This window comes from Pseudomonas sp. CM25 (assembly GCF_013179705.1).
GTDB lineage: Bacteria > Pseudomonadota > Gammaproteobacteria > Pseudomonadales > Pseudomonadaceae > Aquipseudomonas.
The window spans coordinates 1-3,070 of sequence record NZ_JABMCW010000486.1; the positions used below are offsets into that span (position 1 = coordinate 1).

Consider the following 3,070-nt stretch of genomic DNA (forward strand, 5'->3'; position numbering starts at 1 on the left):
GGGGTGTCCTTGGACAGGTCGACCACTTCGAAGCCCTGCGACTTGGCGTGGGCCAGGCGCAGCGGGTTGAGGTCACCGACGATTACGCAGGCGGCGCCCAGCAGGCGTGCCGAGGCCGCAGCGGCCAGGCCGACCGGACCGGCACCGGCGACGTAGACGGTGCTGCCTGGGCCTACACCGGCAGTGACGGCGCCGTGGTAGCCGGTCGGCAGGATGTCGGACAGGCAGGTCAGGTCGCGGATCTTTTCCATGGCCTTGTCGCGATCCGGCAGTTTCAGCAGGTTGAAGTCGGCATACGGCACCAGCACGTATTCGGCCTGGCCTCCGGTCCAGTCGCCCATGTCGACATAACCGTAGGCGCCGCCGGCGCGGGCCGGGTTGACGGTCAGGCAGACACCGGTGTGCATCTCTTTGCACGAGCGGCAACGCCCGCAGGCGACGTTGAACGGTACCGACACCAGGTCACCGATTTTCAGGCGTTCGACGTCACGGCCCAGCTCGACGATTTCGCCGGTGATCTCGTGCCCCAGCACCAAGCCGACCTGGGCAGTGGTGCGGCCGCGAACCATGTGCTGGTCGGAGCCGCAGATGTTGGTGGAAACCACCTTGAGGATCACGCCGTGCTCGATCTTCTTGCCCCGCGGGTCCTGCATTTTGGGGTAATCAATAGTTTGCACCTCTACCTTACCGGCGCCGAGATATACAACGCCACGATTTCCGGACATAACGATGCCTCACTCTCTTGTAGTGGTCTTGAACAAGTTACACTCGGGTGATGAGTGCTTCAGAGAGCCCCGGGCGGGGCAGTGTTGCAATCATTGCATGTAAAAAAAGTGCATAGATACCCGCACGATATAAATGCACTGCGCACTCAACTTATGGAGTTGCAAAGTTTTTCTATGATTCGGCGGGCTCTGTTGGCGCCTGCATCGACATGGATATCAATCATGGGCCGCTGACCGAATCGGCACATGTTCCTGTATTGAGACTCGATGACTACCTTGTCTTCATCGAACGTCATCATGGTTTGTTGCACGACCTTCGCCTTGACTTCTTCATGATTGCTTTTCGGATTCGTGGCGATCGTCCAGAAGTAGTGGCTGGTAGTTTCGGTCTCTGGGGTGACACCGTGGAATCCTCGCATGTGGAACCCCCCACGTCCTGGATTATCCAGGGACTCCGTTCCTGCATCTGCAGCACCTGTCCAGATGCGTAGGTGGCTGATGTGGAATTCAATTTCCTGCCACCGGTCGACTGTATCTTTGAATGGGTAAGCGGCGACGTATGTCGGAGGCGGAACGGAGCCAGGCATGTGGCGAACGACACGAACATGCTTTTCGTCACTGTCCACGGTCATTTTCGCATTCATGTGAATGCTGGCATTTCCACCGATCGTGCGCAGATGGACGTAACCCAGGTGGCTAAGGTCCATCAGGTTGTCGTGAATGAGTTGATAGGGGGCATCATAGTGGTAAACATCACCATCAAAAAGATACTCGCCACTGCTGTGCACGTCGTAGGCTGGAGGTTCACCGACAGGCTCAGGGTGTTCGGGGCTCCCGAACCAGATCCAGACGATTTGATCTCTTTCAACAACGTGGAAAGCCGCTACCTTTGCCTTGCTCGGAATTTTGTCTTGCCCAGGAATTTCAATGCATTTCCCTGCCTCATTGAACAACAGGCCGTGATAGCCACAGCGAAGGCCACCCGCTTCAAGGGTCCCGTCGGATAGCGGCAAAGCCCTATGGCAGCAGCGATCTTCAAGTGCTGCAACCGTGCCATCCCCTGTGCGGAACATTACAACTGATTTGTTCAGCAACGTTCGGCCAATGGGGCGATCCTTGAGCTCCCAACCCAGGGCAGCCACATACCATTGATTGAGCGGGAATGTGGAAGGTTTGGCGGGCGAAATATCGTGGGCAAGTGACAGTGGGTCGGCAGCCATAGTGGTCTCCGTTTAACGGTAAGTGTTTTTATTTGAAGTTAAAGGTCAAGCACGAGTCGAGGCGATTTGGACCGGGAACAACAAGGTGTAAAGCAATCATTCCTGGCGTGCTCATCTGCCGTCATGAACTGGTCCCTGTGGTCAGGGATGCCTTCGAGCACGCGCGTCACGCAGGTCCCACAGACACCTTGCTCACAGGAGGTCTCAATTTCGACCCCTGCATCGTCCAATACTTCGAACACGGTACGGTCAGCAGGAATCTCGAAGGTTTTTCCGCTGCGGGCGAGCACTACCTCGAAGCTGATGTTGGAACTCTGATCAGTCGCTTGCCCGGCAAAGAACTCTCGGTGCATGCGTTCCTGCGGCCAGCCAGCAGCCGCACCTGTCTCAAGGACATGGTTCATGAACCCGGAGGGGCCACAAACGTAGAGATGGCGTCCCTCATCGACAGTGTCGAGTAGCGCGGCAGCATTCAGTTTCTGCTGTTGCGGGCCGCTGTCATCGTGAAGTACTACGCGATCCGCGAATGGTGCTTCAGCGAGGGCTGTGACGAAGGCTGCTCGCTCGGAGGAGCGGAAGCAGTAGTGAAGCTCAAAGTCAGCTCCTTGATGGTCAAGCTCAAATGCCATAGCAAGGATCGGGGTGATGCCGATACCACCCGCAAAAAGCAGATGACGCGCAGCGCTATGATCCAACTTGAATAGGTTACGGGGCGCACTGATGGTCAGTTTGTCGCCCTGATCGACTACCGAGTGCATCGCTTCTGACCCACCACGGGAGTTGGGCTCCTTGAGGACACTGATCAGATAGCGGTTGCGCTGTCGGGGGTCATTGCACAGCGAGTACTGGCGAATGAGCCCACCAGGAATATGGACATCGATGTGAGCACCGGCATCGAAGGGTGGCAAGGTTTCACCATTCACGGGACACAATTCAAAGCTACATACACCTTCAGCTTCGTTTGCCTTTCGGCTGACGTTGACTTGAAGCATTACTTACCCCTCCACACTTAAGTGGCTACGAAAAAATTACAGGTGGTTAACTCGGCTGTGGGGAGGTCAGCCTGGTGCGAACGGAGGTAGCCCAGCTTTCTGGCTAGACACGCGGGAGGCGAATGGATCGCGA

3 protein-coding genes are annotated in these 3,070 nt (G+C 56.6%); all 3 read right to left on the reverse strand.

Annotated features, from left to right (window positions below; all coding sequences use genetic code 11):
- Nucleotides 1-725, reverse strand: a 725-nt coding sequence (locus HP546_RS28270; RefSeq protein WP_172232524.1) for an alcohol dehydrogenase catalytic domain-containing protein, incomplete at its 3' end; no start/stop codon positions are given.
- Between the two features lie 146 nt (nt 726-871).
- On the reverse strand, nt 872-1,945 hold the full coding sequence (locus tag HP546_RS28275; protein WP_172232527.1) for an aromatic ring-hydroxylating dioxygenase subunit alpha: 1,074 nt from the start codon (nt 1,943-1,945) through the stop codon (nt 872-874).
- A 38-nt stretch (nt 1,946-1,983) separates the two neighbouring features.
- The gene (locus HP546_RS28280) at nt 1,984-2,937 is read right to left on the reverse strand and encodes a PDR/VanB family oxidoreductase (RefSeq protein ID WP_172232530.1); all 954 of its coding nucleotides are present in this window, start codon (nt 2,935-2,937) and stop codon (nt 1,984-1,986) included.
- Between the last annotated feature and the right edge of the window lie 133 nt (nt 2,938-3,070).

Bases quoted from the DNA above. Each gene is read 5' to 3' on its own strand.
- HP546_RS28275 (WP_172232527.1), bottom strand. From the start codon at position 1,945: ATGGCTGCCGACCCACTGTCACTTGCCCACGATATTTCGCCCGCCAAA.
- HP546_RS28280 (WP_172232530.1), bottom strand. From the start codon at position 2,937: ATGCTTCAAGTCAACGTCAGCCGAAAGGCAAACGAAGCTGAAGGTGTA.